Annotated in this window: 13 protein-coding genes; 7 read left to right on the top strand and 6 right to left on the bottom strand. The window is 36.2% G+C overall.

The features are described 5' to 3' along the window. Positions 1-13: 13 nt before the first annotated feature. Positions 14-406, bottom strand: coding sequence for a response regulator transcription factor (locus tag R2Q16_RS12485; protein ID WP_316737456.1), 393 nt, complete (start codon positions 404-406; stop codon positions 14-16). Between the two features lie 39 nt (positions 407-445). Then, the gene (locus tag R2Q16_RS12490; RefSeq protein WP_316737458.1) at positions 446-1,210 is read right to left on the bottom strand and encodes a DeoR/GlpR family DNA-binding transcription regulator; all 765 of its coding nucleotides are present in this window, start codon (positions 1,208-1,210) and stop codon (positions 446-448) included. Positions 1,211-1,363: 153 nt separating this feature from the next. On the opposite strand from R2Q16_RS12490, the gene R2Q16_RS12495 reads away from it, so the two are divergent. The 4 genes from R2Q16_RS12495 (at position 1,364) to R2Q16_RS12510 (ending at position 5,912) form a co-directional block, all read left to right on the top strand. Further along, entirely contained in the window at positions 1,364-2,953 is a 1,590-nt protein-coding gene (locus tag R2Q16_RS12495; protein ID WP_316737459.1) for a glycerol-3-phosphate dehydrogenase/oxidase, read from the top strand. A 21-nt stretch (positions 2,954-2,974) separates the two neighbouring features. Next, the gene (gene glpK, locus R2Q16_RS12500) at positions 2,975-4,465 is read left to right on the top strand and encodes a glycerol kinase GlpK (protein ID WP_316737460.1); all 1,491 of its coding nucleotides are present in this window, start codon (positions 2,975-2,977) and stop codon (positions 4,463-4,465) included. A 36-nt stretch (positions 4,466-4,501) separates the two neighbouring features. Then, positions 4,502-5,239, top strand: a complete 738-nt coding sequence (locus R2Q16_RS12505) for an MIP/aquaporin family protein (RefSeq protein ID WP_316737461.1) — start codon at positions 4,502-4,504, stop codon at positions 5,237-5,239. Between the two features lie 229 nt (positions 5,240-5,468). Then, positions 5,469-5,912 carry a TQO small subunit DoxD gene (locus R2Q16_RS12510; protein ID WP_316737462.1) on the top strand — a complete coding sequence of 148 codons (444 nt, stop codon included), beginning with the start codon at positions 5,469-5,471 and terminating at the stop codon, positions 5,910-5,912. Here R2Q16_RS12510 and ligD read toward each other — a convergent pair. Next, entirely contained in the window at positions 5,909-8,596 is a 2,688-nt protein-coding gene (ligD, locus tag R2Q16_RS12515) for a DNA ligase D (protein WP_316737463.1), read from the bottom strand. The genes R2Q16_RS12510 and ligD overlap by 4 nt on opposite strands. 140 nt (positions 8,597-8,736) lie before the next feature. Between ligD and R2Q16_RS12520 the strand changes: the two genes are divergently transcribed. Next, complete coding sequence (locus R2Q16_RS12520) at positions 8,737-8,988, top strand: hypothetical protein (RefSeq protein ID WP_316737464.1); 252 nt, start codon at positions 8,737-8,739, stop codon at positions 8,986-8,988. Positions 8,989-9,099: 111 nt separating this feature from the next. Continuing rightward, complete coding sequence (locus tag R2Q16_RS12525; protein WP_316737465.1) at positions 9,100-9,462, top strand: response regulator; 363 nt, start codon at positions 9,100-9,102, stop codon at positions 9,460-9,462. Between the two features lie 57 nt (positions 9,463-9,519). Here R2Q16_RS12525 and R2Q16_RS12530 read toward each other — a convergent pair whose 3' ends face one another. The 3 genes from R2Q16_RS12530 to R2Q16_RS12540 form a co-directional block, all read right to left on the bottom strand. Further along, entirely contained in the window at positions 9,520-11,361 is a 1,842-nt protein-coding gene (locus R2Q16_RS12530) for a glycoside hydrolase family 2 protein (protein ID WP_316737466.1), read from the bottom strand. A 220-nt stretch (positions 11,362-11,581) separates the two neighbouring features. Next, positions 11,582-13,096: a SulP family inorganic anion transporter gene (locus tag R2Q16_RS12535; protein WP_316737468.1), complete on the bottom strand. Its 1,515-nt coding sequence runs from the start codon at positions 13,094-13,096 to the stop codon at positions 11,582-11,584. Between the two features lie 69 nt (positions 13,097-13,165). Further along, complete coding sequence (locus R2Q16_RS12540) at positions 13,166-14,167, bottom strand: LLM class flavin-dependent oxidoreductase (RefSeq protein WP_316737469.1); 1,002 nt, start codon at positions 14,165-14,167, stop codon at positions 13,166-13,168. A 137-nt stretch (positions 14,168-14,304) separates the two neighbouring features. On the opposite strand from R2Q16_RS12540, the gene R2Q16_RS12545 reads away from it, so the two are divergent. Next, positions 14,305-15,021, top strand: a complete 717-nt coding sequence (locus tag R2Q16_RS12545; RefSeq protein ID WP_316737470.1) for a hypothetical protein — start codon at positions 14,305-14,307, stop codon at positions 15,019-15,021.

Below are 15,021 nucleotides of genomic sequence, written 5' to 3' on the forward strand. Positions count from 1 at the left end.
TTTTATAGACTAATTAGGCCTGAGCTTCTTTGCCTGCTCTAGCTTTATCGATTTGCTTATTTATACGCTCTAAAACATCATAGATATCAAAAGGCTTACTAATGTAATCATCAGCAAATGCATCAATTGCTTTTTGTTCGCTATTATTCTGTGCAGACATCACTATAATCGGGATATGCTTTGTAAAAATATCCGTTTTTAAATCTTCACAAATTTCAGCCCCGTTTCCATCAGGTAACATTACATCAAGCAAAAATAAGTCTGGCATTGCATCTTGAATGTTCTTCTTTAATTCTGAAAATGTTGATGAAAGTTGAAGCTCGAAACCCTCTTCTTTTAAAAGAATCTCAATTACATTTCTAATTTCCTGATCATCTTCTAAAATGTGTATGCGTTTTTTTAACATGGTTCAAATTATTGTTTTGGTTTAAATATCGATATTATTCTATACGATTGTAACAGTAACACCTAAACCTTCTAAATGTTTTACAATTTGTTCAGAAATTCCTTTATCTGTAATAATGTGATCAATTTCTTCTAATCCGCAGATTTTACCAAAGCCTCTTTTACCAAATTTAGTCGAATCGGCAAGTACAATAGTTTTCTGCGAAACATTAATCATCTTTCTATTTAAATGGGCTTCCATAGCGTTTGTTGTGGTTAAACCGAAATCTAAATCTATTCCATCAACACCCAAAAAAAGTTTATTAAAATAGAAATCGCCCAAAACTTGCTCTGCATAACTGCCCATAACTGATGACGAACTTTTTCTAAGCAAACCGCCCAACTGTATCACCTCAATGCTGTTTTCCCTCATCAATTCTAAAGCTACATTTAAGGCAGAAGTTACCACGGTTAAATTTGTACCTGCCGGAATATTCTTGGCAAAATATAAAACAGTAGTTCCCGATGCGATTACAATTGATTCGTTTTCGCTTAAGAGTTGAGCAGCAGCTGCCCCAATTTTATTTTTTTCAGATGATTGTAGCTTTTCCTTTTCATTTACAGGTCTATCAACCGTATAAGGATTATTCATGGTCGCTCCACCATGTGTTCTGAATAAAAGATTCTTGTCTTCTAAAAGTTTTAAATCCTTTCTTATCGTAACAGAAGACACTTTCAGTTCCTTACACAAGTCAACAACATTAATATATTGGTCTCGCTGTAAACGACTCAAAATTAACTGGTGCCTCTCAGCTAAATTCATCATAATAGTTTGATTGTTTTTAAAACGCCACAAATTAGCAAATTGAAAAATCATTTGGATAAATAAAATAATAATTTTTTAACTCAAATAGTATATTATTTCGATTACGATTACTTATAATTGCGTATTGTTTCGTTTTATTATCTTTTGTTTTAAATGAATAGAATACATAACCCACTTATTGAAGATAATATCCTTTGGGACATCATTATTATTGGTGGTGGTGCTACAGGGTTGGGTACTGCTCTAGATGCCACTACCCGAGGATTAAAAACACTACTTGTCGAACAATCAGATTTTGCCAAAGGAACATCGAGCAGAAGCACAAAATTAGTACATGGTGGCGTTCGCTATTTAGCACAGGGTGATATTAGCTTAGTAAAACATGCGCTGGAAGAACGTGGATTATTGCAAAATAATGCAGCTCACTTGGTTGATAAAGAAGAATTTATTATTCCCTGCTACGACTGGTTTTCTGTTATAAAATATTTAAGTGGATTAACCATTTACGATTGGCTTTCTGGCAAGTATAGTTTTGGAAAATCGAAATATTTATCAAAAAGTGAAACCTTAAAATTAATGCCTGAAATAAAATCAAAAGGTTTAAAGGGTGCAATCAGATATTTTGATGGTAAATTTGATGATGCCCGTTTAGCGATAAATATTGCTCAGACAGCAATTAATCATGGCGCAACCTTGTTAAACTATACTAAAGTTATCGCGCTGCAAAAACGGGATGAAACCATAATCGGAATAGAAACCGAAGATGTTTTAACAGGTATAAAAAATATATTTAAGGGTAAAGTAATTATTAATGCTACAGGTGTTTTTGTAGATGATATTTTGAAGATGAACAATCCTAAATCGAAAAATATGGTTAGACCAAGTCAGGGTATTCATATTGTTTTGGATAAAAGTTTTTTAAATACAGAATCTGCTCTTATGATTCCGAAAACATCTGATGGAAGGGTACTTTTTGCTGTGCCTTGGCATAAACATTTGTTAGTTGGCACTACTGATACCCCTATTGATGAGCACAGTTTAGAACCTAAAGCGCTAAAAAAGGAAGTTGATTTCATTTTAGCTACAGCTTCAGTTTATTTCAATAGAAAACCGACAGAAGATGACATTTTGAGTGTTTTCTCTGGGCTCAGACCCTTAGCAGCTCCAACTAAAACCGATGGAAGCAGCACAAAAGAAATTAGTCGCGATCACAAATTATTAATCTCTGCAAAAGGATTAATCACCATCACTGGCGGCAAATGGACAACTTATCGCCGCATGGCGGAAGAAACGGTTAATTTAGCGATAACACATGCGAATTTGAGCGCTACTGAGTGTATAACCAGAACATTAAAAATTAATGGTTGCAGAGATTTTAAGGATGAACATTATTTAGATATCTATGGCACAGATAAACCTAAAATAGAAGCATTAATTGAACAAAATCCAGAATTAAGTGAGAAACTTCATCCAAATTTCCCCTACAACAAAGCAGAAGTAGTTTGGGCAATCGAAAATGAAATGGCCGAAACAGTTGAAGATATTTTAAGCCGCCGTTTAAGGGTTTTATTTATTGATGCAAAGGCTGCTATGGAAATGGCTCCGGTTGTAGCATCAATTTTAGCAAAAGCGTTACAAGCAAATGCTGAATGGGAACGTAAGCAAATTGAAATTTTTAATAATTTGGCAGAAGGCTATATCCAAAATAATAATACAAAATTGCAATCGGTTTTAACCGAATAGCACCTAACCTAATATAACATTATGAGCAAGTTCATCTTGTCTATCGACCAAGGAACCACCAGTTCGAGGGCAATCATTTTTAACCACAATGGCGAAATTGTGGCCATTGCACAAAAAGAATTTACGCAAATATATCCGCAGGCAGGCTGGGTAGAACATGACCCGATGGAAATCTGGTCGACGCAACTTTCTGTAGTTGCCGAAGTAATTGTGAAAGCGGGCTTAACGGTTAACGATATAGATTCTATCGGGATTACAAACCAACGCGAAACCACAGTAGTTTGGGATAAAGAAAGTGGAACACCAATTTATAATGCCATTGTTTGGCAAGACAGAAGGACATCAGCCTATTGTGATGAAATTAAAGCAAAGGGTTTATCAAAAAATATTCAGGAAAAAACAGGCTTAATTATCGATTCTTATTTCTCGGCAACTAAAGCAAAATGGATTTTAGAAAACGTTGATGGCGCAATGGAAAAAGCAAAAGCTGGCAAACTTGCTTTTGGTACAATAGACAGTTGGTTGATTTGGAAACTTACCGCTGGAAAAACGCATATAACCGATGTTACAAACGCATCGCGTACAATGCTTTACAATATACATACATTAAATTGGGATGATGAATTACTTGAGTTATTTGGAATTCCGAAGGGAATGCTTCCTGAAGTAAAATCATCAAGTGAGGTTTATGGCGAAACAGCAGGAAAAATTCTTGCGGCCAAAATCCCAATTGCAGGTATAGCCGGCGACCAGCAATCGGCGCTTTTTGGGCAAATGTGCACGGAAATCGGAATGGTAAAAAACACTTATGGAACTGGCTGTTTTATGCTCATGAATATTGGCACCGAAGCCAAAATATCGGCCAATAACCTACTCACCACCATCGCCTGGAAAATAAAAGATGAAGTACATTATGCTTTGGAAGGAAGTATTTTTATTGGTGGTGCAGTTGTACAATGGCTTCGAGATGAAATGGGTTTGATTTCAAAATCTGCAGATGTAGAAACATTAGCAAAAAAAGTTCAGGATACACAGGGCGTATATATTGTACCAGCCTTTGCCGGCTTAGGCGCACCACATTGGGACCAACATGCTCGTGGAACGATAACTGGTTTAACTCGTGGCACGAATAAATCGCACATTGCCAGAGCTGCACTGGAAAGCATTGCCTATCAAACAATGGATGTTTTAAAAGCCATGGAAGCTGATGCAGGCGTAAACATTGCCGAATTAAGAGTGGATGGAGGTGCGACAGCAAATGATTTGTTAATGCAATTTCAAGCTGATTTATTGCACAGCAAGGTAGTTAGACCAGAAGTAACGGAAGTAACCGCAATTGGTGCTGCCTATTTAGCAGGTTTAGCTACCGGATTTTGGAGCAGCATTGATGAAATTCGTTCTCAGTGGAAAATTAATAAAACATTTTCTGCCACTGAAGGAATTGATAATACGGATAGAATTAAAGGCTGGAACAGAGCAGTTAAGGCGGCAAGGGTTTGCGCAGAAAATTAGCATATTTACAACAAAAATATTTAACCAAATATAAAAATGACAGAATTTGTAGCAGAATTTATTGGCACAGCGCTAATTATTCTTCTTGGTAACGGCGTAGTTGCCAATGTTGTTTTAAAAGAAACAAAAGGCAACAATAGTGGGTGGATGGTTATTACAACCGCTTGGGCGCTTGCAGTATTTGTGGGTGTAGTTATCGCCGCACCGTACAGTGGCGCACATTTAAATCCGGCGGTAACAATTGCGCTCGCTATAACGCAAAAATTTGCATGGATTAAAGTTCCGTATTACATTTTGGCGCAGCTATGCGGCGCAATGTTGGGTTCTATTTTAGTTTGGTTGATTTACAAAGACCACTTTGATGCCACAGAAGATAAAGGACTTAAAGCCGCTCCATTTGCAACAGCTCCTGCAATCCGAAACTTAAAATCTAATTTATTTTCAGAAATCATCGGGACTTTCGTACTAATATTTGTTATTTTCTATTTCACAAATGCCGAAATGGGAACGGATAAAACACCAATTGGACTAGGTTCTATAGGCGCAATTCCGGTTGCTTTCTTGGTTTGGGTTATTGGCCTTGCTTTAGGCGGTACTACAGGTTATGCCATAAATCCGGTTAGAGATTTGGGACCGAGGATTATCCATAGTATTATCCCAATGAAAGGCAAAGGAAGTAGCGATTGGTCTTATTCATGGGTTCCAATTGTAGGCCCTATTTGTGGTGCTACGCTTGCCGCATTACTTTATTTAGCCTTAAATTTTAAATACTAATACGATTTACAATCATCTGTAACAAAGAATTAACATTGTTTTTACTCATATAAATAATGTATTAAAATCAAATAATTGATACCTTTGTTTGATTCATTCATGTTTGAGCGCATGTTTGGGTTTAGATATAGGATAGGCCTAGGTGCCTATCCTTTTTTTGTTTTCTTAATCTAGATTAAGTTTTTCTAAGCGATACAGTTTTATATTTGATGATATAAAATCCTCATAAATGAAAAAAGAATCTTCATATGCTCAAATATTTCTCAGGCTTGCTTTAGGCATCGGTTTCATTTACCCGGTACTAGATAGAATTGGTTGGCTTGGCCCTGCCGATGGTAAAAACATCGGATGGGGAGATTGGGTAACATTTTTAGCCTATACACATTCTTTAATGCCAATCTTAAGTAAATCACTAACAGACTTTTTCGGATTAATTGCCACAATTGCTGAGGTTACTTTCGGCATTTTACTCATAATTGGATATAAAACCAGGCTCGCCTCTATCGGAAGTTTTATTCTACTTTTAGGATTTGCAACTTGCATGGCAATCACATTGGGCTTAAAAGCGCCCTTTAATTATTCAGTTTTCACCGCAAGCGCAGCAGCTTTGTTATTGGCTTATATTGGTGATTACAAATGGAGCTTTGATAATCTGAAAATTAATAAAAATTAGCCGAAAACTTCTTTTGCCTTTGCAATTGCTTTTTTTAAATCGATTCCCTTACCTAAAATACCTTTAAATAAATCACCTTCAGATTCAAGCCTATCAAGGGTGTTAAAAATATGGAAATCGGTCATTTTTAACCCTGGTTTTACTTCACTCCAATCCAAAGGCATTGAAACCGTTGCACCAGGCTTTGGACGTAAAGAGTACGGTCCTGCGATAGTTGCACCCGGCCTGTTTTGCAGAAAATCGAGATACATTTTCCCTCCCCTGGCCGAAACCATTCTTTCTAGCGTTGTAAAATCGGGGATTTGTTTATTAACCAAACTCACCACAATTTTTGCAAACATTTGGCTTTGCTCATAGGTGTATTTTGCATTCAAAGGAATGTAGATATGCATACCCGTTGAGCCTGAGGTTTTAGGAAAACTTGGTACATCTAGCGCATCTAAAACTTTTTTGGTTTCATTTGCAGCCTCAATAACCTGATTAAAAGTGTGTTTATCTGGGTCTAAATCAATCACACAGTAATCTGGATTATCGGGTTTTTGCACCCTGCTAAACCATGGATTCATTTCTATACAACCGAGTGATGCCATCCAGAGCAAACTATCTACGTTCGTTCCCACCAAGTATTCCTTTTTCTCCCCTTCCCCATTTTCATAAGGAAAAGTTTCTGCCCAACCTGGTGCTTTACCTTTAACATCCTTCTGATAAAAACTCTTGCCATTTATCCCGCCAGGAAATCTGTTTAAAGATTGAGGTCTATCCTTTAAATACGGTAAAATATAATCGGCAATCTGATAATAATAATTAAACATATCCCGCTTACTGATTTTTTCTTTCGGCCAATACAGCTTGCTTAAATGTGTAAATTTTAGTTCATGTCCTTTAATTTTACGAACCTGAGTTTCATCTTTTGGATTTAGCAAGGTTTTAGTCGGCTTTTCTTTCGGCGGTTTCAAAGCATTACTATGTTTGTCTTCAGTTTCAATTACTTTATCGGTTGAAATCTCCTTTTCCTGAACAACATCTTTCGCTTTTTTATCTTCCCGCATACCTTGAAAAGATGGATGTCGGAAAACGCCATCATCAGTAACTTCGGTAAAGGCAACTTCGCAAACCAATTCAGGTTTTAACCAGGTTATTTTCGCCTTCGGCGGATTTGGCCTGAACCTCGAGGGTTTGTTCACATCAGGAATTTCATCAAAAGGAGATTTATCGGAAACCAACGGCTTAAATTGCGCCAATAGCTCTTTTTGTAATTTATCAGAAAAACCAGTTCCAACTTTACCAACGTAATTAAGTTTTTTGTTTTGATATACCCCTAACAATAGCGAACTGAATGCTTTGGATGTATCATCGTTTTTAGTATACCCGACGATTACAACTTCTTGTCTTTTATCCACTTTTATCTTTAACCATTCTTTTGAGCGTTTATCAACCAAGTACGTACTGGTAGATTTTTTGGCGATAATCCCCTCCAAGCTCATTCTTTTAGCGGCATCAAAAAAATCTACACCATTTGCTTTAAAAACTTTGCTCAGCCTGATTCTATCATCATCAGTTGGCAAAATATCCGCAAGAATGGCTTGTCGCTCTGTCAGCGTTAAATCCATCAGGTTTTTATTATTGTACCAAAGCAAATCAAAAACGTAAAAAACCAGTTCACCATCAGCTTCGCTCCTCCAGTTTTGCAAAGCACCAAAATTTGAAATTCCCTTCTCATTTAAAACCAAAATCTCTCCATCAAAAACAGCGTTTATTTTTTGCTTAGTAAGCAAATCATAAATCGGGTAAAATTTATCGTTAAAAGTTTTATTGTTTCGCGAAAGCAATTCTACTTTCCCCTTATTTATAAACGCTAAAGCCCTGTAGCCATCCCATTTAACCTCGTATTGCCAATCTGCATCGTCAAAAGGCTCATCAATCAATGTGGCCAACATGGGCTTTATGTTTTTTGGAATTGCTGTTTTTTTTGCCTTGGCAAGCAATTTTTTTACATCAATCTTTTTATCGGGTGTTTCGGTTTTAACTTTTTGTGCTAGTTTATCTTGTTGCGTTTTTTTTGGTGGTTTTATTTTCTCTTTGTGACCATCCTTCCAAACATTCTGTGAGGTTTTCTCCATCGATTCGATGTCCTTACCAGAAATTACCGATTTATCTTCCTTAGTAATGTCTTTTACCGATGCGTAATCATCTTTATGCTTAATAAGCAGCCAACCATTCTCTCCCATTCCATTAGTTTTGACCAGTGCAAATTCGCCCTTTAGTTTCTTGCCATTTAAGTTTACTTTTAAAGAGCCTTCCTTAAGTTGCTTTAGCAAATGTTTTTCCTGCGCTTTTTTACCCTTTATTTCTTCAATCGGTTCATAAGTACCTTCATCCCAAACAATAACAGTTCCACCACCATATTCGCCTTTCGGAATAATGCCCTCAAAGTTTCGGTAATCAAATGGATGATCTTCAACCATCATTGCCAAACGCTTATTTTTTGGGTCGGTTGATGGCCCTTTCGGAACGGCCCAGCTTTTTAAAACACCATCCATTTCTAACCTAAAATCGTAATGTAAGCGAGAAGCATCGTGTTTTTGAATCACAAACATTAATTTTGTTTTACTTACACCTTTACTAGATTTTGGCTCAGAAGTTTTAGAAAAATTTCGTTTGGATTTATATTTTGCTAAACTCATAATGGAAATATTTATTACACAACCACTTAATTAGGCAAATGTTTGAAATCATAATACTTAAAATCAAGTATTTTACTGATTATCAACCTATTCTAAAAACATTAATCTAACATAAACGTTACGTTACGAAAGCATTGATTATGAGGATTAAAGGCACAGTGGTTATTACATTAAAAACAGGAGAAAAGGCCCTGATTTTATTAACCGAAAACGAAACGGAACAATCTAAACTTTATCATCACTTGGCAATTGATGCCTATCAGTTTAAAAATGAATTATCGGAAGAAGAGCCAAACATAAAATACATTTCTACCGGATATAAAACAGATAACAACGAAATTATTTGGGATGATAACTATATCGCTGTACCTAACTGGTATGATAAAAATTAAGTTTTCTATTAAAGTATTATAATAACCATAAGTTAATAACTACATGATTGTGAATAACTAACGTAAACTACAAATTCTGTTTTAGGTTTTACTTGTATAGAATTTAAGCTTATGAAAAAGTGTATCTATGTAGTTGAAGACAATCCTAGTATTAGAGAAATTATAGAATTTCTACTAGTTGAAGAACTTTACGAAGTTAAAACTTGTAAAGACAGTAAGGCCTTTTGGCAGCAAATGAATAACCACAATCCCGACATGATTATTTTAGATATTATGTTACCTGATGGAAATGGAATAGATATTTGTACAGCACTAAAAGGCAATGCAAGAACTCATAATATTCCGGTGATGATGATGTCGGCTAATAACCATTTAGCGCAGGTTAAATCCAAATGCACGGCAGAAGATTTCATTAATAAACCATTCGATTTAAACGATTTTGCCGAAAGGGTTGGAAAATATGCACCTAATTAATAAAAAGGGAGATTACAAATTGTAATCTCCCTTTTTATTAATGTATAAATTCAAATCTTATTTCACTAAAGAAGCATCATATAATTTTGTATGCAGTTTAAATAACTCGGCAGAGGGCATTTTAATAACCTTTCTGTCGTAAGTCATGTAGCCATTTATTTCGCCTTCAACATCAGTAGTTTGTGTATAAACTGCAGCTGATAAACCCAATGGAATTAGTTCTACCATTCTTTCTGTAAAAGTTTTGTATTTGCTTAACATTTCATCGGCAGTTTTAAAACTTTGATAACCCCAGTTATTTTTGTTTTGCCAGGTATGCCCTGTTACAGGTAAACCCAAACCTCCAAATTCGCCTAAAACCAAAATGGTATTTTTACCAAATAAATCTGGTCTTGGCATTGCTGGTTGCGGATAATGGTGTAAATCTGTAAAATGACCTGTATTAAAGAAGTTCCCGCCACTTGCACTATTTATTAAACGCGATGGGTCTTTTTTCATCGTCCACTCTGTAATTTCAACAGTTTTAAATTGGCCCCAAGCCTCGTTAAAAGGTGTCCAAACCACGATACAAGGATAATTGTGCAATGCATCCATTATAGCTGTCCATTCTTTACGGTAATAAGCTTCTGATTCTGCAGTTCTATTTTGTTCTGTGCCTCTGCCAATAATACCCGGATTTGGCTCCCAACCGTTACCTAAATCGCCACTCGGCATATCTTGCCAAAGGAGCATCCCAACCTTATCGCAATAATTATAATACCTTGCTGATTCTACTTTAATGTGTTTCCTTATCATATTGAAACCCATTTTCTTAAGCTCGTCAATATCAAACTTCATGGCGGCTTCTGTTGGCGGTGTATATAATCCGTCTGGCCAGAAACCTTGATCTAAAGGTCCATACTGAAATAAGAACTTATTATTCAGATACATTCTTTTTATACCGTTGGCATCAGTACCAGTTGATATTTTTCGCATGGCAAAGTAACTTTTCACTTCATCGATGGTTTTACCTTGCCTAACTACACTGATTTTTAAATCGTACAGAAAAGGGCTATCAGGCGACCATAACTTAGGATTACTCACTGGAATTACTGCCGTGGTGCCCGGTTTAACTTGATTCTGAGCAATTACCTTGTTGCCATCCAAAACTTCAACCCTAACTAAATCTGCAGCTTGTACCGAAGCAAGATTTGTAGTAACTGAAATTGTTTTTGCATCAATATCTGGTGTTTGTTTAGTATTAATGATGTGTGTTTTTGCCAAACCCTCAATCCAAACGGTTTGCCAAATCCCGGTAACGGGTGTGTACCAAATTCCCTCTGGTTTTTTAACTTGTTTACCTCTTGGTTGTGGCCCATCATCAGTTGGGTCCCAAACTTTTACTTTAATTTCTTGAGCATTACCCTTTTTTAATAAGGAAGTTATGTTGAAGCTAAATGGATCAAAGCCACCTTCATGTTTTCCCGCCAATTTACCATTTACAAAAACTTCTGCTCTCCAATCAACCGCACCAAAATGTAATACAACATCTTTATTTTTTAATCCTGAAGGAATGCTGATATTATTTTTGTACCATAGAATACTGTCTTTGCCAACAGTTTTTCCAACACCAGAAAGTGCAGATTCTACAGCAAATGGGACTAAAATCTTACCATCATATTTTGAAGGTTCAGCGGCAGATTTTGGAACAATTGCATATTCCCATAAGCCATTTAAATTTTTCCAGTTATCGTTTCTAACCAATTGTGGTCTGGGATATTCTGGCAGTGGCGCATTTGGATTTACTTGCGAAGCAAAATCAGTTACAATCTTATCTTTTTTGAAAGTCCAGCTGGTTTGTGCCTGAACACCAAAGCTCAATAAAACACTTAAAGGGATGAGTAATTTTTTGAATTTCATGTATATATGTGGTTAGAGCGTAAATATAGTAAAACCTTTTACCTACATCATTTTACAACAAATTATTTACTTAAATGCCGTTTATTGCTAGAAAATTGTGCTTGCAATAATTTGATAAGCATTGTTCTTCCCTTAATAACCAGAATCACATAGTGCTCAGCGGAGCCGGTATTAAAGCAATAATAATCCTTAAATTTAGGGCAGTATGATAAAAATCAGTTTATTTTGAATCTTCCAAAATATTCACATCAATAACTGCTTCAGCATTTTTCAAAAGAATCAAACTATCGCTGCTTAAACCTTTCAAGTGAAGTTGCTTCCCTTCTTGCGCATACTTTTGGGTAAGTTTATGCAAGGCATCAATGCCACTCATATCTGCTACCCGGCTTTCTGAAAAATTAATGATAACCGTTTTTGGGTCGTTCAAAACATCAAACTTCTCATTAAATGCAGTTATAGATGCAAAAAATAATGGGCCAAATATCTCGTAATGTTTAACCCCATTTTCATCTATATACTTGTTGGCCCTGATTCTTTTTGCACTTTCCCAGGCAAACACCAATGCTGAAATAATTACGCCAATTAAAACGGCTAAGGCTAGGTTATGGAGAAAAATGGTAATCAAAGCTACTGTTACACCGATAAAAATATCATGCCTAGGCATTTTATTCGCAATTCTGAAACTTGCCCATTCAAATGTTCCTATGGCAACCATTATCATAACACCAGTTAAAGCAGCCATCGGTACTTTTTCTATCAGTGGTGCACCAAAAAGTATAATTAGGAGGATGGTTAATGAGGCAATGATACCCGAAAGCCTTGCTCTAGAGCCTGAAGAGAGATTAACCAATGTTTGCGCAATCATCGGACAACCACCCATCCCAAAGAAAAAACCGTTTGCAATATTTGCCGTTCCCTGCGCTAAACATTCACGGTTGCTATTACCTTTGGTTGCAGTGATTTCATCAACTAAATTTAACGTGAGCAAGCCTTCAGTTAAACCAACACCCGCCATAATCATTGCGTATGGAAAAATTATTTTTAAGGTTTCAAATTCGAATGGGATTTTGGGAATATGAAATGGAGGAAAGCCACCACTTACAGAAGCAATATCTTTAACCGTTTTGGTATCGATATTAAACACTAAAACAATTAAAAAAACAACTATGATAGCAATTAAAGATGGTGGAATGGCTTTAGTAAATTTTGGTACAATTACTACAATTGCGATGGTTAACAGTACCAAACCAGCCATTAAATAAAGCGCATTGCCACTAAGCCAAACCAACTCGCCATTAACAACCGTTTTAAATTGTTCGAGCTGAGCGAGGAATATAATCACTGCTAAACCGTTAACAAAACCATACATTACAGGTTGCGGCACTAATCGAATGAATTTGCCAAGCTTAAATAACCCGATAACGATTTGAATAATTCCTGCCAGAATAACTGCGGCAAAAACGTAATCAATTCCATTTGATTTCATCAGCGCAATTAAAACGATTACTGTTGCTCCTGCCCCACCAGAAATTAGCCCCGGTCTGCCTCCAAATATTGAGGTAATTAAGCCCATTATGAAAGCCGCATAAAGTCCAACTAATGGTGGAAAACCTGCAAGAATAGCAAAAGATAAAGATTCCGGCATCATGGTCATGGCCACGGTTAATCCGGCTAAAATTTCGTTGCGGTAATTAACTTTTTGTTTAAAGTCGAACAGGTTTAAGTAAGATTTCATTTCAGCTTCAAAGGTAAATTAATTTAAAACCGATTTAGCTTTTAAATTAATTTACTTTGAAACATTATCTTACTTAAAAAGTGAAGCAAACAATTTATTGGAGTGCAATTTCGCTGTTTGGTCGTAAATGTGCGAAGTGCTCATAATTTCATTTACGCCATATTTAGTTACAAATGCATCTAAATTATTCTTTATGGTTGCAGCACTACCGATAAACGAATAATACAACATTTGCTCTACAGCGTCTTTCTCCATCGCATCCCAAATCAAATTCATATTTTGAACGGGTGGTTTTAATTTTTCTCGTTTGCCGGTTATCACACCTAAAAACATACGCTTTACTGAGTTTGATAAAACTTCAGCTTCATCGTCTGTATCACCGGCCACAACATTAACACAAGCCATCACATACGGCTCACTCAAAAACGAAGAAGGCTGAAACTCATTTCTATAAATTTCGATTGCCTGTTCAAAGTAAGTTGGTGCAAAATGACTTGCAAAAGCGTAAGGTAAACCCTTTGCAGCGGCTAATCTGGCACTATCCGTACTCGAACCTAAAATCCAAATTGGCACATCCAAACCTTCGCCCGGTATTGCCCTAACATTTGAGCTACGATTATCCGCAGAAAATAACTTTTGTAATTGCTCTACATCTCTTGGAAAACTATGTGCTGCATGAATGTTTTGTCCTCTAATGGCCATAGCGGTAACCTGATCGGTTCCTGGTGCTCTGCCCAATCCTAAATCTATCCTATCGGGATATAAAGAGGCAAGTGTGCCAAATTGTTCTGCTACGATTAAAGGCGAATGGTTTGGCAACATTATTCCGCCAGAACCGACACGAATAGTTTTTGTACCGCCAGCCACAAAACCGATTAAAATTGCGGTAGCCGAACTCGCCACACCAGCCATATTATGATGCTCGGCAAACCAGTAGCGATTGTAGCCCAAATCTTCAGATTGTTGAGCCATTTCTAAACTCGTTTTAAAAGTATCGGCGGCAGTATGCCCTTCCAAAACAGTTGCAAGGTCTAAAACAGAATATGATATATTTTTTAAAAGGTTTTCCATCAAACGAAAGTATTATACTAGTACGGTGACAAAAATATCCTTTAGAAGAAAATAAAACGAGCCAACTTTTACATATGACCTTTATCAAACAGTTTATTTACTTCAAACATACAGTAGCGATACGGTGTTAAATAATTATGAGAATATTTTTACTGCTTGCTCTGGTTTTTTCTTCAGTTTTATCATTTGCGCAGTTTAGCGATAGTACAAATTATCACATAGTAGCCACATCAGCGGGTTCGATAAATAAAACCAATAACGAACGTGCATACTTGCTTAACAACAATATTAATTTCGGAATTAAAAAGAAAAGCATAGTGTTTAATAGCACTTCGAGCTGGCTGTATGGCAAACAGAACAATGCTTTAAGCAATAACGATTTTTCAACTACGATGAATCTTAACCTCTATAAACCATTTACCAATTTTTATTATTGGGGATTAATAAATTACAACACCAGCTATTCCCTGAAATTAAAAAACCAGCTCTTAGCTGGCGCAGGAGTTGCCTACAGCTTTATTGATACCACAAATGCTTACATAAATCTGAGTAACGGTGTGCTGTTTGACAGAAGTAGTTTGGTAGAATTGGCGGGCTACAGCACTTTCAGAAATTCATTAAGGTTACAATATCACTTCCTTATTAAAAACATTGTGACGATTGATGGAAGTCATTTTCTTCAAAATTCTTACAGTCGCAAAGGCGATTACATTATACGTTCAAACACCACGATTGGCTTAAAAATTAGAAAGTGGATAAGCTTTACAACTGCTTTGAATTACAATAGATTGAATGTTACTCAGCGAGAAAACCTCAATCTAACCTATGGTTTAAGTATCGATAAATATTTCTAG

Source organism: Pedobacter aquatilis, assembly GCF_032678425.1.
Taxonomy (GTDB): domain Bacteria; phylum Bacteroidota; class Bacteroidia; order Sphingobacteriales; family Sphingobacteriaceae; genus Pedobacter; species Pedobacter aquatilis_B.